Annotated in this window: 20 protein-coding genes; 6 read left to right on the top strand and 14 right to left on the bottom strand. The window is 73.0% G+C overall.

Annotated features, from left to right (window positions below; genetic code table 11):
* Positions 1-15: 15 nt before the first annotated feature.
* The 3 genes from ACIP79_RS11985 to ACIP79_RS11975 are packed head-to-tail and all read right to left on the bottom strand — an operon-like array spanning position 16 to position 2,674.
* Positions 16-1,395 (bottom strand): PfaD family polyunsaturated fatty acid/polyketide biosynthesis protein, encoded by a 1,380-nt coding sequence (locus tag ACIP79_RS11985; protein WP_401222287.1) that lies wholly within the window; start codon positions 1,393-1,395, stop codon positions 16-18.
* A complete protein-coding gene (locus ACIP79_RS11980) occupies positions 1,392-2,153 on the bottom strand; it encodes a 4'-phosphopantetheinyl transferase family protein (protein ID WP_401222285.1) in 762 nt (253 codons plus the stop codon). The genes ACIP79_RS11985 and ACIP79_RS11980 overlap by 4 nt, the downstream gene beginning before the upstream one ends.
* Positions 2,150-2,674: a hypothetical protein gene (locus tag ACIP79_RS11975; RefSeq protein WP_383684827.1), complete on the bottom strand. Its 525-nt coding sequence runs from the start codon at positions 2,672-2,674 to the stop codon at positions 2,150-2,152. The genes ACIP79_RS11980 and ACIP79_RS11975 overlap by 4 nt, the downstream gene beginning before the upstream one ends.
* A 238-nt stretch (positions 2,675-2,912) precedes the next feature.
* Between ACIP79_RS11975 and ACIP79_RS11970 the strand changes: the two genes are divergently transcribed.
* A complete protein-coding gene (locus tag ACIP79_RS11970; RefSeq protein WP_401222283.1) occupies positions 2,913-4,811 on the top strand; it encodes a BTAD domain-containing putative transcriptional regulator in 1,899 nt (632 codons plus the stop codon).
* Between the two features lie 15 nt (positions 4,812-4,826).
* On the opposite strand, the gene ACIP79_RS11965 is transcribed toward ACIP79_RS11970, so the two are convergent.
* The 6 genes from ACIP79_RS11965 to ACIP79_RS11940 all read right to left on the bottom strand — a co-directional run bounded on the left by ACIP79_RS11965 (position 4,827) and on the right by ACIP79_RS11940 (position 8,687).
* Positions 4,827-5,753: a YihY/virulence factor BrkB family protein gene (locus ACIP79_RS11965; protein ID WP_401222281.1), complete on the bottom strand. Its 927-nt coding sequence runs from the start codon at positions 5,751-5,753 to the stop codon at positions 4,827-4,829.
* Entirely contained in the window at positions 5,743-6,327 is a 585-nt protein-coding gene (locus tag ACIP79_RS11960) for a hypothetical protein (RefSeq protein ID WP_401222279.1), read from the bottom strand. The genes ACIP79_RS11965 and ACIP79_RS11960 overlap by 11 nt, the downstream gene beginning before the upstream one ends.
* Positions 6,324-7,493: a DUF6286 domain-containing Asp23/Gls24 family envelope stress response protein gene (locus ACIP79_RS11955; protein WP_401222277.1), complete on the bottom strand. Its 1,170-nt coding sequence runs from the start codon at positions 7,491-7,493 to the stop codon at positions 6,324-6,326. The genes ACIP79_RS11960 and ACIP79_RS11955 overlap by 4 nt, the downstream gene beginning before the upstream one ends.
* Positions 7,490-7,675, bottom strand: coding sequence for a hypothetical protein (locus ACIP79_RS11950; RefSeq protein WP_387178597.1), 186 nt, complete (start codon positions 7,673-7,675; stop codon positions 7,490-7,492). The genes ACIP79_RS11955 and ACIP79_RS11950 overlap by 4 nt, the downstream gene beginning before the upstream one ends.
* Before the next feature lie 50 nt (positions 7,676-7,725).
* The gene (locus tag ACIP79_RS11945; RefSeq protein ID WP_383684820.1) at positions 7,726-8,229 is read right to left on the bottom strand and encodes an Asp23/Gls24 family envelope stress response protein; all 504 of its coding nucleotides are present in this window, start codon (positions 8,227-8,229) and stop codon (positions 7,726-7,728) included.
* Between the two features lie 110 nt (positions 8,230-8,339).
* Complete coding sequence (locus ACIP79_RS11940; protein WP_401222274.1) at positions 8,340-8,687, bottom strand: hypothetical protein; 348 nt, start codon at positions 8,685-8,687, stop codon at positions 8,340-8,342.
* 204 nt (positions 8,688-8,891) lie between these two features.
* Here ACIP79_RS11940 and ACIP79_RS11935 point away from each other — a divergent pair, with 204 nt between their 5' ends.
* Genes ACIP79_RS11935 through ACIP79_RS11925 form a run of 3 tightly spaced genes read left to right on the top strand, consistent with a single transcriptional unit; the run spans position 8,892 to position 10,449 of the window.
* Complete coding sequence (locus ACIP79_RS11935; protein ID WP_401222272.1) at positions 8,892-9,476, top strand: RNA polymerase sigma factor; 585 nt, start codon at positions 8,892-8,894, stop codon at positions 9,474-9,476.
* Entirely contained in the window at positions 9,473-10,105 is a 633-nt protein-coding gene (locus ACIP79_RS11930) for an Asp23/Gls24 family envelope stress response protein (protein ID WP_401222270.1), read from the top strand. The genes ACIP79_RS11935 and ACIP79_RS11930 overlap by 4 nt, the downstream gene beginning before the upstream one ends.
* Positions 10,102-10,449 (top strand): hypothetical protein, encoded by a 348-nt coding sequence (locus ACIP79_RS11925; RefSeq protein WP_401222268.1) that lies wholly within the window; start codon positions 10,102-10,104, stop codon positions 10,447-10,449. The genes ACIP79_RS11930 and ACIP79_RS11925 overlap by 4 nt, the downstream gene beginning before the upstream one ends.
* A gap of 33 nt (positions 10,450-10,482) precedes the next feature.
* Here ACIP79_RS11925 and ACIP79_RS11920 read toward each other — a convergent pair whose 3' ends face one another.
* Both ACIP79_RS11920 and ACIP79_RS11915 read right to left on the bottom strand, forming a co-directional pair.
* On the bottom strand, positions 10,483-10,710 hold the full coding sequence (locus ACIP79_RS11920; protein WP_401222266.1) for an acyl-CoA carboxylase subunit epsilon: 228 nt from the start codon (positions 10,708-10,710) through the stop codon (positions 10,483-10,485).
* Entirely contained in the window at positions 10,707-12,251 is a 1,545-nt protein-coding gene (locus ACIP79_RS11915) for an acyl-CoA carboxylase subunit beta (RefSeq protein ID WP_401222725.1), read from the bottom strand. Before ACIP79_RS11915 ends, ACIP79_RS11920 begins: the two co-directional genes overlap by 4 nt.
* 289 nt (positions 12,252-12,540) lie before the next feature.
* Between ACIP79_RS11915 and ACIP79_RS11910 the strand changes: the two genes are divergently transcribed.
* Together ACIP79_RS11910 and ACIP79_RS11905 are read left to right on the top strand one after the other, a co-directional pair.
* Entirely contained in the window at positions 12,541-13,317 is a 777-nt protein-coding gene (locus ACIP79_RS11910; RefSeq protein WP_401222264.1) for a thioesterase II family protein, read from the top strand.
* Positions 13,314-19,085: a type I polyketide synthase gene (locus ACIP79_RS11905; protein ID WP_401222262.1), complete on the top strand. Its 5,772-nt coding sequence runs from the start codon at positions 13,314-13,316 to the stop codon at positions 19,083-19,085. The genes ACIP79_RS11910 and ACIP79_RS11905 overlap by 4 nt, the downstream gene beginning before the upstream one ends.
* Positions 19,086-19,444: 359 nt before the next feature.
* On the opposite strand, the gene thiO is transcribed toward ACIP79_RS11905, so the two are convergent.
* The 3 genes from thiO to ACIP79_RS11890 are packed head-to-tail and all read right to left on the bottom strand — an operon-like array spanning position 19,445 to position 23,341.
* The gene (gene thiO / locus ACIP79_RS11900) at positions 19,445-20,563 is read right to left on the bottom strand and encodes a glycine oxidase ThiO (RefSeq protein WP_401222260.1); all 1,119 of its coding nucleotides are present in this window, start codon (positions 20,561-20,563) and stop codon (positions 19,445-19,447) included.
* Between the two features lie 47 nt (positions 20,564-20,610).
* The gene (locus ACIP79_RS11895) at positions 20,611-22,746 is read right to left on the bottom strand and encodes a type I polyketide synthase (RefSeq protein ID WP_401222258.1); all 2,136 of its coding nucleotides are present in this window, start codon (positions 22,744-22,746) and stop codon (positions 20,611-20,613) included.
* 19 nt (positions 22,747-22,765) lie between these two features.
* A complete protein-coding gene (locus ACIP79_RS11890) occupies positions 22,766-23,341 on the bottom strand; it encodes an FcoT family thioesterase (protein ID WP_401222256.1) in 576 nt (191 codons plus the stop codon).
* Positions 23,342-23,379 lie beyond the last annotated feature (38 nt).

Here is a 23,379-nt window from a genome sequence, read left to right as displayed (position 1 = left end):
GCGGGGCAACCACGTTCAGCCGGGGGCCAGTTGGGCCAGCCGGTGGTGGAGCAGCTTCGCGGCTTCGGCCATCAGCAGGTCGGCGAGTGTGTCCGGGTGGCGGGCGCGCCAGTTCTCCAGCGAGGTGCCGGCGACGAAGCCGTTGAGCGCTCCCATGGCGGGTCCGCAGGCGACCTGGTAGTCCACCCGGCGTTCGCTGCTGCCCGCCATCGCCAGCCGGGTGGAGTGCACGAAGTACCACTTGAAGACCAGTGCCATCCGGTGCTTGGGATCGCTTTCGGCGCGGGCCAGTTCGAGCGGGTCGCGGGTCGCGTAGTGGGCCGCGGTCTCCTGCCAGATCTCCTCGAAGCTGCGCCGGAAGAACCTCTCCTGCAACTGCCGGCGGGTGGCGGCGTCGATGGCCTCCAGGGAGTCGTACCGCCGGTAGAGCTCGTAGAGCTTGTTGGCGCGGGCAGGGAAGAGGAGCCCTCTTCCGAGCACCTGCGCCCTGGCGCCGATCTCCATCATGTCCCCGGCCGGGACCATGGTGGTGTCCTGCACACCGGCGGCCTGGAGGAGGTCCTTGACGTCGTCGGCGGTGCCCGCCTCCACGGTGCACTGGTTGATGCTGCCGGTCAGCACGAAGTCGGCGCCCAGCAGGAAGGCCGCGGCGGCGGCCTCCGGCGTCCCTATGCCGCCGGCCGCGCCGACACACACCGTCCGCCCCGCGGCCGTACGGTCCCGCAGCCGGACGATCTCGGGCAGCAGGGTGATGAGTTGCCGCTGGTCGGTGTGGCCGCCCGAGTCCCCCTCGACACAGAGGTCGTCCGCCATCGGTACGTACGGCGCGAGCGCGGCCTCCTCGGCGCCGATGGCCGCCGAGTCGGCGAGCGAGGAGACCAGGTGGGCCGGCGCGGAGCTGAGGAACGCGCGGGCCGCTTCGGGGCGGGAGACCTTGCCCATGACGGAGTTCGGTACGACGACGGAGCCGTCGGCGGCCCGGTGGACGCCGCTGAGCCGGTAGCGGACGAGTGCCGCGCTCGGCTGGATGAAGGCGGCGGCCTCCACCCGCCGTACCCGCCGCGCGAGGAAGAGGTCGATCGCGGCCTCCTCGCGGCGCGGGTCGTCGGGATGGGCCAGCAGGTTCATGCCGTACGGGCCGTCGGGGCCCACGGCGCCGCGGATCCGTCCGATCGCGTCGTCGATGTTCTCCGGTCGCAGGCCGCCGGTGCCGAAGTAGCCGAGCAGGCCGGCCCGGCCCATCCGTCCGACGAGCGCGGCGGAGGCGATGCCCTTGTACATCGAGCCGGTGACGTAGGCGAGGCGCACACCGTGGCGTCGTCGGAACTCCGCGCTGCCGAGCGCCTCGGCGGGCTGCCGGACTCCGGCGGGTGCGAACCCGTCCAGGGTGGTCATGTCTCCCGTACTCCTCGGGTAGGCGCGGCGGTCGTGGGGCTCGCGGCGCGCACGCACAGGGCGGCGCGGAAGCCGGCTGGGGCGTCGAGGCGGTGACACGTCCAGAGCTCCGGCTCGGGCACGGCGGCGCTCCTGCCCAGCGACGGGCGGCCGTTCCGCCAGGAGAAGTCCACGTCGGCGAACGGAAGGCGCAGTCCGACGCCCATGGCCTTGGCCAGGGCCTCCTTGAGTGCCCACAGCTGGATGAACTCGGCCTGTCGCCGCTCGGGGGGCAGGGCGGCCAGCCTTCGGTGTTCGTGAGGGGAAAGGGAGTTGCGCGGAAGTGTCCGCGGGCCGTCCGCCCGCCGGTGTCGTTCGACGTCCACGCCGACCCTTCGGCCGGCGGTCGAGACCGCGACCAGACAGGTGCCCGCCGAATGGGAGAGGCTGAACTCCCTGGCGTCGCAGTGGCGTTGGGCGATCCGGGGCTTGCCGTACCGCTCCTCGGTGAAGTCCCAGCTCCTCGGCGGTACGGACGTGCCGGCCGACAGGGTGTGCCGCAGCAGCCAGTGGGCGAGGACGTACTCGTTCCGGTCGGCCCGGCGCAGGAAGCGGGCGGCGCGCTGCAGTTCCGGGCCGGAGAGCACCCGCGACAGGTCCTGGGCGGTCTCCTCGTCCACCGTCACCGGGAGTTGGGCGAGGCGCAGTACGACATCGGGTTCGGGTGAGAGCAGGTCCTGGACCGGCTGCCGCCGCGGGCCGTCCCGGACCCCCGTCACGAGGCCTTGGCCGTGGCCTGTTCCTGGGCCGTGTAGCTGGTCAGCAGCTCGGGGACCTCCTTGGCGATGAAGCCGAAGAGGTGCTGGGTGCGGTCGAGTCGCAGGCGCCGCTCCGGGTCCTCGTCCTTCAGCGTGTCCTGGGCGTCACGCAGGATCCGGTCGAACTCCGGGATGTTGGCGAAGACTTCGAGGACGGCGTTGGGCCAGGACTCGTTGTTCATGAACAGGGCGTACTCGTCGGTGCCGGGGATGTCCCTGCGGAGCACCACGTGGGCGGGGACGAGTTGGTCGGCGACGCGGTCGATCGCCTCGCGGGTGGTGCCGAGGCGGTCGACCAGCTCGGCGGTCGTCTGCTCGGTCGGGTCGCTGATGATCAGCCAGCCGATGACACGTCCGCGCTCGTGCGGCATGCCGTCGTTCTGCCAGTAGTAGTCGGCGACTCCGTTGACGATGATGCGCTCGGCGTCGGTGAGGCCTGGCAGCTCCGCGGCTTCGCTTCCACCGGTCGGATCGGTACCCATGGGTGTCCGCCAATCTTGTCGGGCAGTCGGCCCGTGTCGGCCATGTGATGACTTCTGGTCGGTAGGCACATGCTGTCTGACGGATATTGAGCAAACCTGACAGAAATCTGCATTGGCTGATGACATACCCCTCGCCCCGTTTCGGGGCTTCGGCCTCCTACCGTGACGGCTCGGTCACGTGTTGAGATGTGCGGCGTGGTCTCGACAAGCTCCGCCATCTACCGGTGAGGGAACGGCTGTGTCTCATGCCATCTGCTTCAACCTGCTCGGAGCCATGACCGCGCACCAGGGGGACCGGCAGATCAGACTCGGACCTGCGAAGCAGCAGTGCGTCCTGGCGGCACTGCTGATCGACGCCAACCGGGTCATCCCCCTGGACGCGCTGCTCGACCGCGTGTGGCACGAGAACCTTCCGCCCACCGGCCGAGCCGTCCTGTACAGCTACGTCGCCCGCCTCCGCCGGCTGCTGCCCTCCGCCGGACAGGGCGCCGAGGAGGCCGACGCACCCGCGATCGTCCGCTCGTCGGGCGGCTACATGGCCAGGGTGTATCCCTCCCAGGTCGACCTGCACAGATTCCGCAGCCTCGTCGTCTCCGCCCGCGCCTGCGCCTCCGACGCCGTGGCCGCCGGGGCACGCTACCGGGCCGCGCTGGCCCTCTGGCGCGGCGAACCCCTACTCGGCCTCACCGGCCCCTGGGTGGAGGCGGTCCGGGAATCCCTCGCCGCCGAGCGGACGGCGGTGCTGATGGAATGCCACGCGGCGGAGCTGCGCGCCGGCCGGCATGTCGTCCTGCTCCCGGAGCTGGAAAACGTTGCCAAGAGCCGCCCGTACGACGAGGTCTCGCTACGGAATCTGATGACCGCGCTGCACCGCAGTGGCCGCAGCGCCGAGGCCGTGGCCCGCTACGACCGCACCCGCCGGCTGCTCTCCGAGGAGCTGGGCATCGACCCGAGCACGGCCACCCAGGAGCTCTACCAGGAGTTGCTCCGGGCGACCGACACGCACGGCCTGGACGGGCCCGGCGGTACGGCCTCCCGCGAACCGGCCGTCCGGCCCCGCCCGGTCACCCGGCCACGCCCGATCACCCGCCCCGCCCAACTGCCCCCGCTCTGCCGCGCGTTCACCGGACGTGACCAGGAACTCGGTTTTCTTGACGCGGTCTTGACGGGGTCGCCATACGAATTCGGACAGTCCGGCACCGTGCTGCTGGAAGGCATGGCAGGAATCGGCAAGACCACCCTCGCCCTCCAGTGGTCGCACCGGGCGCGTGACCGGTTTCCCGACGGGCAGCTCTACGTGGACCTGCACGGCGGTGATCCGCGCCGGCCTCCGCTCTCCCCGGCGGCCGCCCTCCAGCGCTGTCTGCGCCAACTGGGCATCCCCGTCTCGCTCATCCAGGGAGACGTGGACGAGGTCTCCGCGCTGTGGCGTTCGGTCGTCGCCGACCAGCGGCTGCTCCTGGTGCTCGACGACGCCGTCTCCGCCGACCAGGTCGAGCCATTGTTGCCCGGTGGCCGCGGCTGCGCCACCCTCATCACGAGCCGGGGGCGTCTGGACCGCCTGACGGTCCGCCACGACGTCCACCCGCTGACCGTGCCGAGCCTGCCTCCCGACAAGGCCACCGAGTTGCTCGCGGCTCTCGTCGGACCGGCACGGACGGACGCGGAGCCAGAGGCCGCGGCGCTGCTCGCGGAGGCCTGCGGCGGGCTCCCCTACGCCTTTCAGGTGCTCGCCCTCCGGCTCCAGCGCCGCCCCCAGGAGCCGTTGTCCGCCATGGTGGCGCAACTCGACCAGACCTCTCCGCTGGATCTGCTCCGGACCGGTACGTCCGGTTCCACCTCGGTCCGCGCGCTGCTGGACACGTCCTTCAGAGCCCTGCCCAGCATGGCGCGCCGTGCCTTCCCCAGTCTGGGGATGCTGTCGGCCGCCCCCTTCCGGGCGGAGGAGTTCGCCGCGTACGCGGACTGCACGCCCGCGGAGGCGCGGGAGATCCTCAGTGCCCTCGCCGAGGAGCACCTGCTGGACGACAGCGGTTCGCACCAGTACACCGCCAACCTGCTGGTGCGCTGCTACGCCGTGGAGCGGGGCCGGCACGCGGACACGTCGTCGCCCACCTGGCCCGGCAGAGCGGCCTGACACCGCCCGGGTGTCTCAGTGCTGTGGCACCGCGGGTGCCGGTGCCGTCTGCTTGTTGAGTTCGGCGGTGAACTGGGCGCCCGCGAGCAGCGCGAGGTTGGACAGCCACAGCCAGATGAGGAAGACGACGGCGCCCGCGAGAGAGCCGTACAGCCTGCTGTAGGTGCTCAGTACGGAGGTGTAGAGGGCGAAGCCCACGGAGCCGGCGAGCCACAGTCCGGCCGCCAGCGCGCCGCCGGGCAGGCTGTGTCCGCGGCGGCGGGCCGACGGCGGGCCGGTGTGGAAGACGACCACGACCAGCAGCGCCACCAGGCAGAGCATCAGCGGCCAGCGCAGCAGGTTCCAGGCCCACGCGGCGATGACGTCGAGTCCCAGGATCCCGCCGAGTGACTCGGCGACCGGCCCGGTGAGCAGCAGGACGAGGGCGCAGACGAGCAGCAGGCCGAGCAGGACGAGGGCGGTGAGCACGATGCGCGGGGCCCTGCGCCACGGGGAGCGGCGGTCGGACACGTCGTGCATGCGGTGCAGAGCGCGGCGGAAGACGGCGAGGTAGCTGCAGGCCGACCACAGGGCGCTCACGGTGCCGCCGACCAGCAGCGTCCAGGCGGTCGAGCCGTCCCGCAGCGTCCGGGCCAGCACGTCGTGCAGCTCCGTGCCCGACTGGGCGGGCGCGTAGGCGCTGACGTGGGCGATGAAGTTCTCGGCCGTGTCCGGGCTGATCAGGCTGAACGCGATGACGGTGACCAGCAGGGAGGGCAGTACCGCCAGGATGGAGTAGTAGGTGAGGGCGGCGGCGTAGTCGGTCACGTCGTCGTCCCACATCGACACCGGGGTACGGCGCAGGGCGGGCCCCCAGGAGACGGGCACGGGGTTGCCGCGGCGGATCGGGGCGAGCACCCGGGAGGTGCGGCCCGCCGGTGCCGGCTGCGGTTCAGCGGACATGCGGCGTGCGGTGGGAACGCACGGCGAGGCGGACCTCGGTGCGGACGCGGTAGGGCGTGATGGCTGTCTCCGTCTGTGCGGCGAGCGCGGTGAGGGCGGGCAGGACTGCGGCGGGGGTTGCGCTCGGGTGGAGCCACACGTGCATGCGTACGTGCAGGTGCCTTCGCCGTGCGAGCACACGGGTACGGCAGCGTGCCACGCCGCCGATGGCGGCGGCGTGCTGGGTCAGGACATCCTCCAGTGCCCGGGTCCGCAGCGCGCTGCCCGGCGCGGGCAGCGGCACGAGGGGACGGGATCCGCCGCGCAGTTGCCCGGCGCACCACAGTGCGAAGAGTACGGTCGCGGCGATGGACGCCGCCATGACCGTGGGCGTCCACCAGCCGTGCGTACGGAGTGCGGTGAGCCGTTCCGTGTCCAGGAGCGTGGTGTACGTGCCCAAGTCGGGCCACCGGCCCGGGAGTCGCGGGGCCCATGAGGCGGGGGCGACGGCCAGCCATGCCCCGCCGAGGAGCAGTACGAGCCCGGCACTCGCCAGGACGGCCCGGTTGAGGCCGGTGCGGAGGCGTTGCGTCACTGGTCCGCCCCTTCGGTGGCCGTCCGCCCGTCCGCGGCGGACGGCGTACGTGCCGCCTCGGTGGTCAACGGGCGTTCGGTGGTGGACGGGGGACGTGCCGCCTCGGTGGCCGACGGGCGCTCCGTGGCGGCCGACGGGCGCTTCGCGGGGAACGGGTGCTTCGCGGGGGACGGCGGGTGCTCCGCGGTGGTCAACGGGCGCTCCTCGGTGGACGGCGGGCGTCCCGCTCCCCCGCTGTTTTCGGCCGTGCCGGGGTCCCACGTGGTGTCGGGCCGGACGGTGACGCGGAGTCGGGGCGTGCGGCGCAGGGCGCAGTCCGCCAGCGCGCGGCGGGCCGCGTTCCGCACCTCGTCGAGCGCGAGCGCGCGGTCGCCGAAGGCGAGGCCGGCCCGGACGGTGACGCGGTGCCGGCGCACCCGGACCTTCACCGGGCCGATCCCCGCCGTCCCGGCCACGGCGTCCCTGACGAGGGCGGCGACCGCGGCACGGTCGACGGCCGCGCGCAGGTGCGGCGCCGGCGAGACGACCGTGAGCAGTCGGCGGTGTCCGGGCGCCAGGGCCAGGGTGAACATCAGCAGGCCGAGGGCCGCGACCGCGCAGGCACCGGTCAGGACGGCCGGGTCACCGGGGCCGTGCCCCGACAGCCAGTGCAGCGTGCCCGTGCGCCATGCCGCCGCCGGGCGGTGGGCGACGTGCACCAGGATCAGGTCGACCGCCAGGGCTCCGCAGGCCAGGGCCGCGCCCAGAGTGAGCATCGCCAGCGGCAGCCGCCGCCGCGACCACCACCGCCGCGGCGTCCGGCCCTCGCCGGCCGTACGGGCACGGGAGTCCGCCGGCGCACCGGGCGGCGTCAGGAGCGGGTCGGCGCCCGGCAGCGGGGTGAGCGCGGTGACGCCGACCCGTGGTCCGCCGACGTCGAGGCCGGTCAACTGCCGCGTACGGCCCTGGACATACTCCTGGAGCCGGCGTACAGCCTCGGGCAGGGGCGTCGGGTAGGGCAGGGTCACCTCGACGGCCACGTCCGCCCGGCGACCGCGGACCGTGGCCGACCCCTTCGTGGTGACGGCGCCCGGAGCCGGGAGCGCCTCGGTGGCGGCCCGTTCGGCGATCCTGCGGACCGCCCTGTCCGAGATGACCGTCGTACCCCGCGTGGCGGGCGCGGTCATCGACGGCTCCGTCCGTAACCGTCCCGCAGGTCCTGGACGCGGCCGCCCTCGTCGAACCACCGGCCGGCCGCCCACCCGATGCCACCCAGCGCGGCCACCAGCAGGAACGCCCCGAACCCCCCGAAGAATCCGGCGAAGGCCAACGCCATCCCGGCCACCATGCCCACGAACGACCTGCTCACTGGCTGCTCCCCTCTCGACGGCTGTCAGGCCCTGCCACACACCGGTCCTGTCACTCCACGCGGGAGTCCGGCGCCGACGCGTCGGCGTCGTCCTCCGGCAGGTGTACGTCGTTCACGGTGACGTTCACCTCGACCACGTCCAGGCCGGTGACGCGTTCGACGGCGGAGATCACGTTCTCCCGCACGTCGCGGGCGACGTCCGTGATCGGGACGCCGTACTCCACCACGAGGTCGAGGTCGATGGCCGTCTGGCGTTCGCCGACCTCGACCTTCACTCCGCGGCCGACGTTCGGCCGGCCGCCCGGTACCCGGTCGCGGACGGCGCCGATGGTGCGGGAGAGGCCGCCGCCCATGTCGTACACGCCCGGGATCTCCCGCGCGGCGATACCCGCCACCTTCACCACGACGACATCGGCGATCGACGTCCTGCCACGGTCGGCGGCCGGCTGGTCGGCTCCGGAGACGCCTCCGGTCAGCGCGGTGGTGCTCTGAACCGGGTTGCCGCCCCGCGCGACGGATACGTCCTTGGCGGTCGGTGCGGTCTGCGTGGTCATGGCACGTCCTCTCTGTCCACTGGTGAGCTGCTCTCACTCCGGTAGACCCGGCCTGAACGCCTCTGTGACGCGGATACCCGGAGAATTCCGGTCCACCGGGCGTGAACGGGTCACTTCCCGGGCTGTGCGGCGGGCGGGGCGCACCACGCCGACCACGCGGTGTCCACGTCGGCGTGCCAGTGGACGCGTACGTCGACGGCCGTACGCCCTCGCAGGGAGGTGGGGGCCAGCAGGTGGACGGCGCGGGGGCCGTCCGGCCAGGGCGGCGCCAGCAGGTCGCCGTCCGCGGGGAGTTGGATTTCCCGCAGGTCCAGGACGACCACGGACGCTCCGGCGCACCTGTCGGTCAGCTCGTCGTGCAGGGCGCGGCTGGTGCGCACGGTCAGGCGTCCCGCCGCGGCGCACCAGATCCGGGTGCCCGACGTGGCGAGGACCCGGATACGGAAGAGTGCCGACATGACGGCTCACCTCAGCTCTCCTCGTCGTCCGTCAGGGGGAATCCGGGCCCGAGTGCCCCGTGGATTGGTCGGCGGCCCGATCGGATGAGAACCGGGTCCGAGCGGGGTGTCCGGTGCCGTGGACGCCGCATGTCCGATCTCCCGCGTCACAGGACGCTCCCGGCGGTGTCCAACCGTGCAGGACGAGACGAGAGGAGCCGCCCCGTGGCGGTGGCCCGCAGACAGACCGCTCCGCCGGACACGGAGGACGAGGTGCCCGACGCGCTGCTGGCGGTACGGGCCGCCGAAGGCGACGAGGATGCTTTCGGCACCCTCGTACAGCGTCACGCTCCCTCGCTGATCCGGCTGGCCACGCGCCTGCTGGGGAACCGGCCGGAGGCCGAGGACGCCGTGCAGGACGCGTTCATCAGCGCCTGGCGGCGGCTTCCGGAGTTTCACGGCCGCGCCGCCTTCGGCACCTGGATGTACCGCATCGTCACCAACCGCAGCCTGAACGTGCTGCGTGCCCGCAGACCCGAGGCACCCCTTGAGGCGGCGGGAGACGTACCGGCGCCCGAGTGGGACGCCTCCCCCGCCAGGATCGCCGAGGCCCGCGACGCGGTCCGGGAACTGCGGGAGGCCCTCGACCTGCTGACCGCCGAACAGCGCGCCTGCTGGGTGCTGCGCGAACTGGACGGCCAGTCCTACGAATTCATCGCGGACGCGGTCGGAATCAGCCAGGAGGCTGTCCGCGCCCGTGTCTTCCGCGCACGACGCTGCCTGACACAAGCAATGGGGGCCTGGCGATGACCGCTCACACCGACCCGCCCGCCGCGCGCAGCGGCATGGACGACGACGAGCAACTGCCGTGCGGGCGGCTGCTGTCCCAGGTCTGGGAGGCCTGGGAGGAGCGGGCGGACGATCCGCACCTGGCCGCCTGCCCGCACTGCCGGGCGGCAATGCGGGATCTCGACGGTCTGGAATCGGCCGTACGCAACCTGCGTGACGATCCGACGGACTCCTCGGAGTACGACGCGGCCTCGGTGACGCGGCGCGTGATGGACGTCGTACGCCTCGAACTGCGCCCCGGTCGTCCGCTGCCCCTTGGGGAACCCGCCGAGGATCTCTGGATCATGGAGGCGGTCGCCGCCCGGACGCTGCGCGCGGCGGCGGAGACCGTGCCCGGTGTGCGCGCGGGCTCCTGCCGTCTGGTCCCCCCCGCCTCGGACGACAGCCCCACCGGATCGGGCCCGGTGGAGGTCCGCCTCGACATCCACGCACCGTCGGACGTCTCGCTGCCGGGCCTCGCCGAACAGGTGCGCGGGCGGGTGCGCGCGGCGGCGGACAGTGAGCTGGGTCTGGTCGTGACGGCCGTGGACATCCGTATCACCGACCTCGTCGGCACCCCGGCCGCCGGTCAGGAGGGCAGCACCCCATGAGCCAGTACACCGCGCACAGCACTCTCGTCGACGAGGTGGCGCGGGCCGTGGAGAGCGTGCCGGGCGTGGCCTTCCTCAAGCCCGGTCTCGCCGGACGGCTGCGCTCCACCGTGTCCCGCCCGGAACGAGCCGCGGGCGGGACGTCTTCCGCCGGGGTGCGGATGAGCCGGCTCAGCGGCGCCGACCCGTGGCATGTCGAGATCCACCTCGTCGCGCTCAGGCAGGCCCGCACGGTGGACGTCGCGCGCGCCACCTGCCGCGCCGTGGAGGAGTACCTGGCGAAGACCTTCCCGACCGAGGCCGAGCCGGCGCACGTCACGGTGACCGTCACCGACCTGCTGTGACTCCGGTCGCGTCTCCGCGAAATCGGAGGGGGCCTAGCGCGAGGTCCAGGCCCGAGGCACCCGGTAGGTCCGGGTCTGGGCCCAGCGCGGGCCGGTGTTCGCGGGCTCCGGAGTCCCGGGGTCCGGAGTCTCGGGGTCCGTGCGGCTCGCTCGGCCGTGTACGACGGCGAGCAGGGCCGCCACCTCCTCGTCGGTGGGCGCTCCTCGCACGAAGGAGAGCAGCGGGGTCTCGGGGGTCTCCATGGTCGTTCCCGTCGTCACATCGGAAGGTTGCCGTGTTTGCGGGACGGCAGTGGCGCGTCCTTGGTGCGCAGCATCGCCAGCGCGTCGACCAGCACCGCGCGGGTGTCGGCGGGGTCGATCACGTCGTCGACGAGCCCGCGCTGGGCGGCGTAGTAGGGGTGCATGAGCTCCTGGCGGTACTCCTTTATCCGCTGGTCCCGGACCGCCTCCGGATCCGGGGCGGCCGCGATCTCGCGCCGGAACACCACGTTCGCCGCGCCCTCGGCCCCCATCACGGCGATCTCGTTGGTGGGCCAGGCGTAGGACAGGTCGGCGCCGATGGAGCGTGAGTCCATCACGATGTAGGCCCCTCCGTAGGCCTTGCGCAGGATCACCTGGACGCGTGGCACCGTCGCGTTGCAGTACGCGTACAGCAGTTTCGCGCCGTGCCGGATGATGCCGTCGTGCTCCTGGTCGGTGCCCGGGAGGAAGCCCGGCACGTCGACGAGGGTCACCAGCGGAATGCTGAAGGCGTCGCAGGTCTGCACGAATCGCGCGGCCTTTTCCGAGGCGTGGATGTCGAGTACTCCGGCCATGGCCGACGGCTGGTTTCCGACGATACCGACGACCTGACCCGCAAGGCGTGCGAATGCGCAAATGATATTGGTGGCCCACCGGGAATGCGTTTCGAAGAATTCACCGTGATCGACGATCTCCTCGATCACCGCACGCATGTCGTACGACCTTTTCGGGTCCGGCGGAACGATGTCGAGGAGTGCTTCACAACGCCGTCCGGGCGGGTCGTCCGCGGGAACTGCCGGCGGCAGCTCGCGATTGTTGGACGGCAGCAGGGAAAGCAGATAGCGGACCTCTTCGAGGCATTCCCTCTCGCTGTCGCAGACATGGGTGGCCGCTCCCGACACCGAGCCGTGCACCTGCGCGCCGCCGAGCTGCTCGTGGCTGACGTCCTCGCCGGTGACGGCCTTCACCACGTCCGGGCCGGTGATGTACATCTGCGAGGTGTCACGGACCATGAACACGAAGTCGGTGAGCGCGGGAGCGTAGGTGGCGCCGCCCGCGCACGGCCCGAGGATCACGCTGATCTGCGGGATCACCCCTGACGCCCGGACGATCCGGCGGAAGATCCCGCCGTATCCGGCGAGCGCGGTGACACCCTCCTGGATACGTGCCCCGGCACCGTCGTTCAGGCTGACCAGGGGCGCGCCCGCGCCCTCGGCCAGGTCCATCACCTTGTGGATCTTCGCCGCGTGGGCCTCGCCGAGGGAGCCGCCGAAGATGCGGAAGTCATGGGCGTAGACGAATACGGTCCGGCCCGCCACCAGGCCCCAGCCGGTGACCACTCCGTCGGTGGACGGGCGCCGGTCCTGGAGGCCGAATCCGGTGGCGCGGTGTCGGCGCAACTGCTCGATCTCGCGGAAGGTTCCCGGGTCGAAGAGCAGGTCCAGCCGTTCACGGACGGTCAGTTTCCCCCGGGCGTGCTGCTGTTCGGTCGCGGCCGGCGAAGGGCCTCGCTCGGCCTCGGCCCTGACCTGGAGCAACTCGGCGATTCCCGCCCGCATGTCCGGCGGCCGTGCGTCCGCCTCGGCGGCGGGACCCGGAACTCCCTCCGCGTCGTTCACACCCGCCGTATCCCCCGCGACCATGGTCATACAGCTCCTCCTCAGCCGGTCACCGTGGCCAAGGGAAGCGGCCAGGAGAAAATCCGGACGGCCTCAAGGTCCCCCAGTCCTCGACGCCGGTTCAAGAACCCCCGGCTTTATTAGGGGAGGCTAGGGGTTGGGTTGAATTACCGGTGACGGCATCATGATCGAATGCCCGCTCTTTAGCCCGCAGGAGAAGATGAACGCCATGACGCATTCGCTCGTCGACAGCAACGCGTGGGTCCGGCGCTTCCGGCCTGCCCCGGACGCCGGAGCCCGGCTGGTCTGCTTTCCGCACGCCGGTGGCGCGGCGAGCTTCTATTTCCCGGTGGCACGGGCACTCCACCCGCGGGTGGAGGTGCTCGCCGTCCAGTATCCGGGTCGCCAGGAGCGGCGTTCCGAGGAGCCGCTCACCGACATCGGGACGCTGGCGGACCTGAGTTTCGCGGCGTTGCGGCCCGTACTGGCCGAGCGGCCCGTCCTGTTCGGCCACAGCATGGGCGCCGTCGTCGCGTTCGAGGTGGCCCGGCGGATGGAGCGCGAGGACGGTGTCTCCCCGGCCGCGCTGGTGGTGTCGGGACGCCGGGCGCCCTCGTGCCGCCGGGAGGAGTCGGTCCATCTGCGCACCGACGAGGGCGTGATCGCCGAGCTCAAGACGCTGAACGGCACCGACGACTCCCTGCTGGACGACGAGGAGCTCCAGCGGATGTTCCTCCCGGCGCTCCGCGCCGACTACCGCGCCGTCGAGACCTACGCGTGCGCGCCCGGCCCCGCGCTCGGCTGCCCGGTCACCGTGTTCACCGGCGACCGCGACCCGCAGGTGACGATGGAGGAGGCGCGGGCGTGGCGGGAGCACACCACCGGGCCGTTCGGTCTTGAGGTCTTCGAGGGCGGCCACTTCTACCTGACCGCGCGGCCCGCCGAGACCCTGGACCGGCTGGAGACGGTGCTGGCCGCGCACAGTACGGGGCCCTCGGCGTCATGACCGTCGAGGAACGCGACTCGGTCGCGATCGTCGGCATGGCGTGCCGGCTCCCCGGGGCGCCCTCCCCGGCCGCGTTCTGGTCCCTGCTGCGTGATGGCGCGAGCGCGATCACCGAGGTTCCGCCCGACCGTTGGGACCCCGCCGCGCCGGGGCTGGACCGGCCCGGCCTGCGGTACGGCGGTTTCCTCGACGCCATCGACGGGTTCGACGCCGGCTTCTTCGGGGTCTCGCCGCGCGAGGCCACGACGATGGACCCGCAGCAGCGACTCGTGCTGGAGCTGGCCTGGGAGGCGCTGGAGGACGCCGGGATCGTGCCGGCGGACCTGCGGGACAGCCCTACGGCCGTGTTCGTCGGCGCGATGTCGAGCGACTTCGCCGCCCTGGTCCAGGACCCCGTCGACGCCACCCGGCACACCCTCACCGGCGTTCAGCGCGGCATCATCGCCAACCGGGTGTCGTACTCCCTGGGCCTGCGTGGCCCGAGCATGACGGTCGACTCGGCGCAGGCGTCCTCCCTGGTCGCGGTGCACATGGCCGCGGAGAGCCTGCGCACCGGTCAGGCGGAGCTCGCGATCGCCGGTGGCGTGAACCTCAACATCGTGCCCGGGAGCGGCGCCGCCGTCGCCGGGTTCGGCGGGCTGTCCCCCGACGGGCGCTGCTTCACCTTCGACGCGCGGGCCAACGGCTATGTGCGGGGCGAGGGCGGCGGGGTGGTGCTGCTCAAGCCGCTGGCACGGGCGTCGGCCGACGGCGACCACGTGTACGCGGTGATCCGGGGCAGCGCCGTCAACAACGACGGCGGCACGGACGGGCTGACCGTACCCAGTGCCGCCGCGCAGTCCGACGCGATCCGGCTGGCCTGCCGCCGGGCCGGGGTGGACCCCGCCGCGCTCCAGTACGTCGAGCTGCACGGCACCGGCACCCGGGTCGGTGACCCTCTGGAGGCCGCCGGGCTCGCGGGCGCGCTCGGCGACGCCGGCTCCAGACCCACGGTGCACGTGGGGTCGGCCAAGACGAACGTGGGTCACCTGGAGGCGGCCGCGGGCATCACCGGCCTGATCAAGGCCGCGTTGAGCATCGGCCACGGGGAGATTCCGGCCGGCCTCAACTTCGAGACCCCCAACCCCCGTATCGACCTCGCCCGGCTCGGACTGCACGTGCGGCGCGAGCACGGCCCCTGGCCCCGCCCCGCGGAACCGCTGCTGGCAGGGGTGAGTTCCTTCGGAATCGGCGGGACGAACTGTCACGTGGTGCTCGGCGGCGTGCCGGACGTACCCGTCCCTGTCGGGCGGGGCGAGGCGGATGCCCGGCCCGTGCTGTGGGTGCTCTCCGGCCGGACGGCCGGGGCGCTGCGTGCTCAGGCCGGACGGCTCGGGGCGCAGCTGGTGCGCGGGCCGGAGTCGCCCGGTGACATCGGCTGGTCGCTCGCCACCAGCCGTACGCACTTCGAGCACCGCGCGGCCGTCGTCGGCAGCGATCGCGAAACGCTGCTGGCCGGTCTGGAAGCCGTCGCCGCCGACCGAGACGATCCCGGTGTGGTCAGGCATACGGCGGCCGGCGCCCCCGGTGGCGTCGTGCTGGTCTTCCCCGGCGGGAGTCCACTGCGTACCGAGACGGTCCGCGAACTGATGGCCGGGTCACCGGCGTTCCGCACGGCGATCGACGTCTGCGGCGCCGCGCTGGACGCCCGTACCGTCTGGTCCCTCACGGACGTCCTGAACGGAGCCCCCGGCGCGCCGCGGGCGGACCGGGACGACATCGTGGGACCCGCCGGGTTCGCCGTCGCCGTCGCGCTTGCCCGGCTGTGGGAGTCCCTGGGCATCCGTCCGGCGGCGGTCGTCGGGCAGGCCGAGGGTGAGGTAGCCGCCGCGCACATCGCCGGGGCGCTGACCGTCGAGGACGCGGCCCGGATCGTCACGGCGCACGCGCTGGACTCGACACCCGGGCCCGTCACGCCACGGCCGTCCACGATCGCGTTCTACTCGTCCGTCACCGGCGAAGCCATGGACACGACCACGCTCGACGACGCCCACTGGGCGCGCCTGCCGCACTCGCCCTCGCGTGCCGACGCCGCGATCCGCGCGCTGGCGGGGGCCGCCGTGCCCCCCACGTTCCTCGACCTGAGCCCGCGGGCCGTGCGTACCGCGGACGAATGGGAGCGCCTCCTCGACGGCGCCACCCACGCGGTCGTCGTGCCCGCGCCGGGTCGGGGCGAGAACTTCCGGTCCTCGCTTCTCCTGACGCTCGCCGAACTGCACGTACGGGGTCACGAGGTGTCGTGGCCCGAGGTGTTCGCCGCCGAGGACGCCCGGCGTGTGCCCCTCCCGACCTACGCCTTCCAGCGGGAACGTCACTGGCCCGAGCGGGAGCGGCTCACGCCCGCGCCCGTGCCCGTGCCCCCGCGCGCCGAGCCGTCGGCCGAGACGTACGGGGGCGATCTGCTCGACCTCGTCCGCGCCCACTCCGCCGCCGTGCTCGGGCACGTCGGCGCGGACGCGGTCGACGCCGACCGGACGTTCAAGGATCTGGGCGTCGACTCGATGCTCGCGGTCGAGCTGAGCGAACGGCTCGCCGCCGCGACCGGCCTCCCCGTCCCGGCCACCATCGTCTACGACCACCCCACGCCCGCCGGACTCGCCCGTCACATCGCCGAGGGGCGAGGCCCCGGCGTGAGCGCCGACGGCCCGGCCCGGACCGCGACGGACGACGGCGACCCGATCGCGATCGTCGCGATGGGGTGCCGCTACCCCGGCGGAGTCGGCTCCCCGGGTGAGCTGTGGGACCTGGTGACCGCGGGCACGGACGCCATCACGGACTTCCCCGCCGACCGTGGCTGGGACCTCGACACCCTGTACGCCCCCGAGCCCGGGACCCCCGGCAGGACCTACGTGCGGCGCGGCGGTTTCCTCGACGGGGCCGACGGGTTCGACGCCGCGTTCTTCGGGATCAGCCCCCGGGAGGCGACGACGATGGACCCGCAGCAGCGGGTTCTGCTGGAGGTCGCCTGGGAGACGCTGGAGCGGGCCGGAATCGACCCGGGCTCACTGCACGGCAGTCGCACCGGTGTGTTCGTGGGCGCGACGGCGCAGGAGTACGGGCCAAGGCTCCAGGACTCCACCGAAGGGCTCGGCGGTTACCTGCTCACCGGCGGCTCGCCGAGCCTCGCTTCCGGGCGCATCGCCTTCACCCTCGGCCTTGAGGGTCCGGCGGTGACCGTCGACACGGCCTGTTCGTCCTCGCTCGTCGCGCTGCACCAGGCGGCGCAGTCGCTGCGGCAGGGCGAGTGCTCGCTCGCGCTGGCGGGCGGGGTCGCGGTGATGGCCTCTCCCGGCATGTTCGTGGAGTTCGCCCAGCAGCGCGGCCTGGCTCCCGACGGCCGCTGCAAGCCGTTCTCGGCCGGGGCCGACGGCACGGCGTGGAGCGAGGGCGCCGGTCTGCTGCTCCTCGAACGGCTGTCGGACGCCGAGCGCAACGGCCATCCCGTACTCGCGGTGCTGCGCGGCAGCGCGGTGAACCAGGACGGCGCCAGCAACGGCCTGACCGCGCCGAGCGGACCGGCCCAGCAGCGGGTGATCCGTCAGGCGCTCGCCGCCGCCCGGCTGGACGCCGCCGACGTGGACGCGGTCGAGGCACACGGCACGGGCACGGCACTCGGCGATCCGATCGAGGCACAGGCCCTCATCGCGACGTACGGGCAGGGCCGGGACCGGCCGCTGTGGCTCGGGTCGCTCAAGTCGAACATCGGGCACGCGCAGGCCGCGGCCGGTGTCGGTGGCGTGATCAAGATGGTGATGGCGATGCGGCACGGCCGGCTCCCCCGCACGCTGCACGCCGACACCCCGTCCCCGCACGTGGACTGGTCGAAGGGCAAGGTCGCCCTGCTGGACCGGGCGACGCCGTGGCCCGACACCGGCCGGGCGCGCCGGACGGCGGTCTCCTCCTTCGGCATCTCGGGCACCAACGCGCACGTGGTCCTCGAACAGGCTCCGGTACGTGCCGAGGCACCGCACACCGCGACGGCACCCCTGCCGTGGCTGCTGTCGGCCAGGTCAAAGGAGGCGTTGCGCGCCCACGCGGGGCGGCTCCATCACCACATCAGCCGACAGCCCGGCCTGGACGCGGCCGACATCGGCTACACCCTCGCCGCCACCCGCGCCGAGTTCGAACACCGCGCGACGGTCGTCGGCGAGACCCGCCAGGACCTGCTCGCCGGTCTGGGCGCCGTGGCCGACGGTCTGTCCTCCGAGTCAGTCGGCGAGGCCGCGGGCAGCGGGACGCCCGCCTTCCTGTTCACCGGCCAGGGCTCCCAACGCCCAGGCATGGGACGCGAGTTGTACGAGACCTATCCGGCGTTCGCGGAGGCGTTCGACCAGGTCTGCGAACACCTCGACCCGCATCTGGAACGGCCCCTGAAATCCGTCGTGTTCGCCGCGCCGGGCACCCTTGAGGCCGAGGCCCTGCATCAGACCCGCTACACCCAGCCAGGCCTGTTCGCCCTCCAGGTCGCCCTGTTCAGGCTGCTCGGCTCCCTGCACGTGGCACCCGGTCATCTGCTCGGCCACTCGCTCGGCGAGGTGAGCGCGGCCCATCTCGCCGGTGTGCTCCCGCTCTCCGACGCGTGCGTACTCGTCGCGGCACGGGCCCGTCTCATGCAGGAGGCTCCCGGGGGCGGCGCGATGGTCTCCGTCCAGGCCGGGGAGGACGAGGTGGCCGCCTCGCTGCGGGGAGCGGTGTCGATCGCCGCGGTGAACGGGCCGCGGGCCACCGTCGTCTCCGGCGACGAGGACGCGGTTCTCGACGTCGCCGCCCACTGGGAGGGACTCGGCGTCAGGACACGGCGGCTGACGGTCAGTCATGCCTTCCACTCCTCCCACATGGACGGAATGCTGGCGGACTTCCGGCGCGTCGCCGAGACGCTCGCGTTCCGGCCGCCGGCGATCCCGGTCGTGTCCAACGTCACCGGCGCCATCGCCGGGCCGGAGATCGCGACGCCCGACTACTGGGTCCGGCACGTCCGTGAGGCCGTCCGGTTCGGGCAGGGCATGGAGAGCCTGCGGGCCGAAGGCGTGACCACCTACCTGGAGCTCGGCCCGAGCGGCGTGCTCACCTCCCTGGCGGAGTCCGTGTTCACCGGACCGGACGGGGACACGGACGGGGACACGGAGGGTCCGCTCCTGCTCCCGCTGTTGCGCCCGGGCCGGTCCGAGGCCCACACGCTCACCGCCGCCCTCGCCAAGGCCCGCGCCACCAGGGTGAATTGGGGCGCGGCCGGGGACGTACGCCTTGTGGACCTGCCGACCTATCCGTTCGAGCGACAGCGGTACTGGCTGGAGGCGCCCGCCCCAGTGGGCAGTGCGGCCGGACTCGGGCTGGACGAGGCGGGCCACGCGCTCCTGTCGACCGCGACCGAACTGCCCGACGGGGGCCATCTGTTCACCGGACGGATCTCCCTCGCGGCCCAGCCGTGGCTGATCGACCACACGATCCTCGGCACGGTGCTGCTGCCCGGCACGGCCCTGGTGGAACTGGCGATGCACGCGGCGGACGAGACCGGCTGCGACGAGATCGAGGAACTGGTGCTGCACACCCCGGTCACCTTCGCCCCCGACGGCGCCGTCCTGCTGCATCTGGCGGTCGGGGCGCCGGACGAGACGGGCAGGCGGACGATCCTGGTCCGCTCACGCGGGCAGAGCGAACCGGTGTGGACACGCAACGCGGTGGGAACCCTCGCCGGCGTCCTGGAGAACGCCGGACGTGTCTTCGCGTAAGCGGCTGAGCCGTGCGACAAGGTGCAGACGCCCGCGTATCGGCGCGAGCCGCACGCGGAGTGGCCCGCGCCGTGCGACGGGGCTGCCCGTACGACGGCGCGGGCCATACGCATCCCGAGCGAACCGCCCATGCAGTGACCGCGTGAATCGCCGGTGCCCTGCGAAGGGCACCGGCGAACGCCGTGAGGGAATCGCGGGCCTCACAAGGCGCCCTTCGAACACCCCCGTGAGTCACGGGCGTCAGGGGCGCCGACCGAACGCCGATGTGCAACACGGCCGTTGGAGTACGCCGGCCGAACGTCCGCACCAGTCGCGGGAGTTGACAGGGCAAGGAGCGTAAGCGGGACGGGATCGCGGACCTACACGGCACCGACCGTACGCCCGGCCGCGAAGGGCCGGACCACCTCGGGCGGCTCGCCGCCGGCCAGTACCGTGGCGAGCGCGTCGGCCGTCACCGCGCAGAGCTGGACCCCGATGCGGAAGTGCCCGGTGGCGAGCAGCAGATCCGGGACCGACGTGGCCCCGATCAGCGGGCGGTCGTCGGGCGAGCCCGGCCGCAGCGCGGCGGTCACCTCGGCGAACGCCAGGCCGGTGACCTCGGGCAGCACCGCGCGTGCCTTGTCGAGCAGTTCGGCGACACCACCGGCGGTGACGGTGGTGTCGTAGCCGAGTTCCTCGTAGGTCGCGCCCACGACCAGCTCGCCGTCGGGGCGCGGCACGAGGTAGACCGCCGATCCGCCCATCAGGCCGCGGGTGGTGCGGGACAGGAACGGCTCGGCGGAACGCAGCCGCAGGATCTGGCCCTTGACGGGCCGGACCTCCGGGACCACGCCGGGCGGCAGGCCGCCGAGCAGATGGGTCCAGCAGCCCGCCGCGAGAACGGTCCTGTCGCCGGTCACGCTGCCGCCGCCGGCCAGCCGTACGCCCGTGGCGCGGCCCTCGACCAGGAGGTCGGTGGCCCGGTCGGCGACGAGCGTGCCGCCGAGCCGCTCGATCGCGGTGAGCAGCGCCGCGGTCAGCCGCCGGGGATCGATCGCTCCGTCGTCGGGGGCGAACAGGCCGCCGCGCACCGTCGGCGCGAGCCTGGGTTCGTACGCGAGGCATTCCTCGGCGGTGAGGGTCTCGGTCCTGATCCCGTGCGCCTTGTGGAAGCGGTGCGCGTGGTCGAGGCCGACGACGCCCGCGTCGTCGAGGGCGACGTCCAGGACACCGTCGCGGCGGTATCCGGCGGACCGGCCCGAGGCTTCCTCCAGTTCGGCGACGAACGAGGGGTAGCGGTCGCGGGAGGCCAGGTAGAGGCGCCGGAGCGGGTCGTCGTCGTAGAGCTGCTCGTTGGCGGGCGGGAGCATGCCCGCCGAGGCGTACGACGCCTTGCTCGCGGGCTCGGGGTCCACGACCGTGACGTCCAGTCCCCCGGCGAGCGCCCGCCACGCGGTGGCGAGGCCGATCACACCGCCACCGACGATCACTACGTGCATGTCCGGTCCCTTTCGTCGGGTGAGCCGCCGGCCGCGCGGGTCGCGTGTCAGGCGAGGCGTCGCGCGAGGTGCCCGGCCAGCTCGGCGGGGCTCGGGTAGTCGAAGGACAGGGTGATCGGCAGCCGCAGTCCGGTCGCGACCGCGAGCCGTCGGTTCAGCTCCAGGTTGGTGAGCGAGTCGAGGCCGATCTCGCGGAACTCCCGGCCCGGGTCGACGCCGCCGGGGGCCTGGTGGCCGAGGACGGCGGCGACCTGGGCGCGCACGAACTCCAGTACGGCGTCGTCGCGTTCGGCCTCGGGCAGCTTCGCGAGCCGCTCGCGCAGCGCCTCGGCCTCGGTGGGCCGCCCGGCAGCCGGGGCCCCGCCGGGAGCGGGCGCCGCCAGGTCCCGGAACATCTCCGGAAGGGCTCCTCCGCCGTCGCGCAGGGCACCGTCGTCCAGCCGTACGGGAGCCAGCGCGGGTTCGGTGCGGGAGAGGGCCGCGTCCAGCAGGGCCAGCCCCTGCGCTGCGGAGAGGGGTGCCAGACCGCCGCGCCGCATGCGGGCGAGGTCGGCGGTGCCGAGGTCCGCGCCCATGCCGTCCTCCCACAGGCCCCAGGCGAGTGAGACGCCGGGGAGGCCGCTGGCACGGCGGCGGTGTGCGAGGGCGTCCAGGAAGGTGTTTGCGGCGGCGTAGGCGGCCTGCCCGGCGCTGCCGATCAGGCCGGACACCGAGGAGAACAGGATCAGTTCGCAGTGGGTCAGCTCGTGCAGGTTCAGCGCGGCGTTCAGTTTGGGGCGCAGTACCCGTTCGACCTTGCGGGGGGTGAGTTCGGAGACGGTGCCGTCGTCGACGACGCCCGCGGCGTGCACGACGGTGGTGAGGGGGTGGCGGTCGGGCACGCTCGCGAGGACCTCCGCCAGGGCGGCGCGGTCGGCCGCGTCGCAGGCCACGACCCTTGCTTCCGCGCCGAGTTCGGCCAGCTCCGCCGCCAGCTCGGCGGCTCCCGGGGTGGCGGGGCCGCGGCGGCCGAGCAGGACGAGTCTGCGGACGCCGTGCCGGCGCACCAGGTGGCGGGCCACGAGGGCGCCGAGCGCGCCGAGGCCGCCGGTGACGAGTACCGTCCCCCCGGTGCCGGGGCGGCGTGTGGAGGTCCCGGGTGTGCAGCGGACCAGCCGGGGGCGGGACAGGCCGCCGTCGCGGACGGCCAGTTGGGGTTCCCCCGCCTCCACGCCGGACACCAGGGCGCCGCCGGAGGACTCGACGTCGTCCACGTCCACCAGGTGGAATCTGCCGGGGTGTTCGGACTGCGCGGCACGGACCAGACCCCATACGGCCGCGCCGGCGAGGTCGGGCACGTCCTCGCCGGTACGCGCGGCGGCGGCGCCCTGGGTGACGAAGACGAGGCGGGCGTCCTGGAGCCGTTCGTCGTCGAGCCACTCCTGGACCAGGACGAGGGCGCGCTGCGTCGCGGCGCGGGCCTCGGCGGTCTCGTCCGTGCAGGAGACGGCGACGACGTCGGGGACGGCGTCGCCGTCGCGCAGCCCGGCGTCCAGGGCGCGCAGCGAGGGATAGATCCCCGGTTGCCGGCCGGCGGACTTCAGGGTGCCGGTCACGCCGAGGTGGTCGGTGCCGAGGAAGGCCCAGTGGGCTTCTTTCACGGCGTCGTCGGGCGACACCCGTACCTGGTTCCAGGCGACCCGCAGGAGGGTGCCGCCCTGGCCTTCGCGGTCGAGCTGCTCGGCGGTGACCGGGCGGAACGCGAGTGAGCGGACCGAGGCCACCTCCCGCCCGTCGGTGTCGGTGAGGGTCAGCGACACGGCGTTGTCGCCGCTCGGCGCCATGTGCAGGCGGACGTCGCGGGCGCCGGATCTCCGCATCCGCACCCCGCGCCAGATGAACGGCAGCAGCAGGCCGTCCTGTCGGCCTTCGGCCGGCAGCAGCGCTCCGTGCAGGGCGCCGTCGAAGAGGGCGGGGTGCAGGAGGTAGGACGCGGCGGCGGCGCCGAGGGCACTGTCGAGCGTGATGTCGGCGAAGATCTCCTCACCGCGCCGCCAGGCCGCGCGCAGCCCTTGGAACGCGGGGCCGTACTGGTAGCCACGCGCGGCGAGGAGGGCGTAGAGGTCGTCCGGGCGGGCCGGGGTCGCTCCGGCGGGCGGCCAGGGTCCCGCGGCGGAGGGGGAACGTTCGGCTGCGTCGTTCATCGCGTCTCCCGCGTGCTGGTCAGGGACCGCTCTGCGGCGGATTGAGGATCGCGACGGTGACCTCGCCGTGGCTGTCGCCGCCCCGGTCGTCCCAGTAGCGGCACTTGGTACGGATCACCACGAGGGCGTCGCGGATGTCGCTGCCGTCCCACTCGGCGACGTCGGCTATCTCGATCTCGCCGTGGAAGAGGCGTGCGCCCATCGGCCGGCGGAACGTGCTGCGGAAGTCGGTGATCAGGATGTCGCCGAGCTGGCGGGCCCAGAAGTCGTCCATCGTCCAGTGCGCGAAGGGTTCGAGCGCGCTCTCGCGGACGGATTTCGCGATGAGGTAGTAGAACATCTGGTTGTAACAGATGTTGAACTCCACGGAGTTGAAGTGTCCGGTGTCGTCGATGTAGCACGACTCGGGGATCTGGAAGGTGCAGGCGGCGCCGACCCGGTTCCTGCCGTCCGGGTCAGCGTCGACGCCGACCACGGCCGTCTTCAGGTACTCGCAGTTCTTCGCCCGGTAGGGGCGCAGCACCTGGGCGAGCAGGTCCTCGTCGGTGGGGTACCGCAGCGCCTGGTCGGCCATGCGGTCCATCGTTTCCGTCATTGCCGGTCCCTCCATCTCAAGGTCGGTCCGTTCCGCCC

Source organism: Streptomyces sp. NPDC088747, from assembly GCF_044751025.1.
Classification (GTDB): domain Bacteria; phylum Actinomycetota; class Actinomycetes; order Streptomycetales; family Streptomycetaceae; genus Streptomyces.
Note: the sequence above shows the minus strand (reverse complement) of the source record. Positions and strands in the feature narration are given on the sequence as shown.

Excerpts from the sequence above, each read along its gene's own strand:
- ACIP79_RS11965 (WP_401222281.1), bottom strand. The coding sequence starts at position 5,753 with ATGTCCGCTGAACCGCAGCCGGCACCGGCGGGCCGCACCTCCCGGGTG.
- ACIP79_RS11925 (WP_401222268.1), top strand. The coding sequence starts at position 10,102 with ATGAGCCAGTACACCGCGCACAGCACTCTCGTCGACGAGGTGGCGCGG.
- ACIP79_RS11905 (WP_401222262.1), top strand. The coding sequence starts at position 13,314 with ATGACCGTCGAGGAACGCGACTCGGTCGCGATCGTCGGCATGGCGTGC.
- ACIP79_RS11895 (WP_401222258.1), bottom strand. The coding sequence starts at position 22,746 with ATGAACGACGCAGCCGAACGTTCCCCCTCCGCCGCGGGACCCTGGCCG.
- ACIP79_RS11985 (WP_401222287.1), bottom strand. The coding sequence starts at position 1,395 with ATGACCACCCTGGACGGGTTCGCACCCGCCGGAGTCCGGCAGCCCGCC.
- ACIP79_RS11975 (WP_383684827.1), bottom strand. The coding sequence starts at position 2,674 with ATGGGTACCGATCCGACCGGTGGAAGCGAAGCCGCGGAGCTGCCAGGC.
- ACIP79_RS11955 (WP_401222277.1), bottom strand. The coding sequence starts at position 7,493 with ATGACCGCGCCCGCCACGCGGGGTACGACGGTCATCTCGGACAGGGCG.
- ACIP79_RS11945 (WP_383684820.1), bottom strand. The coding sequence starts at position 8,229 with ATGACCACGCAGACCGCACCGACCGCCAAGGACGTATCCGTCGCGCGG.
- ACIP79_RS11940 (WP_401222274.1), bottom strand. The coding sequence starts at position 8,687 with ATGTCGGCACTCTTCCGTATCCGGGTCCTCGCCACGTCGGGCACCCGG.
- thiO (WP_401222260.1), bottom strand. The coding sequence starts at position 20,563 with ATGCACGTAGTGATCGTCGGTGGCGGTGTGATCGGCCTCGCCACCGCG.
- ACIP79_RS11910 (WP_401222264.1), top strand. The coding sequence starts at position 12,541 with ATGACGCATTCGCTCGTCGACAGCAACGCGTGGGTCCGGCGCTTCCGG.
- ACIP79_RS11915 (WP_401222725.1), bottom strand. The coding sequence starts at position 12,251 with ATGCGGGCGGGAATCGCCGAGTTGCTCCAGGTCAGGGCCGAGGCCGAG.
- ACIP79_RS11930 (WP_401222270.1), top strand. The coding sequence starts at position 9,473 with ATGACCGCTCACACCGACCCGCCCGCCGCGCGCAGCGGCATGGACGAC.
- ACIP79_RS11890 (WP_401222256.1), bottom strand. The coding sequence starts at position 23,341 with ATGACGGAAACGATGGACCGCATGGCCGACCAGGCGCTGCGGTACCCC.